At 42.9% G+C, this 280-nt stretch carries 1 protein-coding gene; it reads right to left on the bottom strand.

The annotated features are described in order from the left end of the window. Positions 1-118 precede the first annotated feature (118 nt). Positions 119-280: triose-phosphate isomerase (locus tag SPADD19_RS11190; protein ID WP_241496605.1), on the bottom strand; the 162-nt coding region annotated here is incomplete at its 5' end.

Below are 280 nucleotides of genomic sequence, written 5' to 3'. Positions count from 1 at the left end.
CCAATCAACCACTGCGTCTTGCACTTATTCCTATCAAACATCAAAGGCTGGACAGTTTTTGCCCAGCCTCTTTCTACTATAAAAAAAGACGAGAAACCTCTCGCCTTTTTTTATGTCATTATTTAACGAAGTCAAGCAATGCCAAGAAGCTTTCTGGATCAAGTGATGCACCACCTACAAGAGCTCCGTCAACGTCTGGACAAGCCATGTATTCAGCAACGTTCTCAGGTTTAACTGAACCACCGTATTGAACACGAACTTTATCAGCCACTTCTTGACC

Source organism: Streptococcus parasanguinis (assembly GCF_001578955.1).
Lineage (GTDB): Bacteria > Bacillota > Bacilli > Lactobacillales > Streptococcaceae > Streptococcus > Streptococcus parasanguinis_U.
Note: the sequence above shows the minus strand (reverse complement) of the source record. Positions and strands in the feature narration are given on the sequence as shown.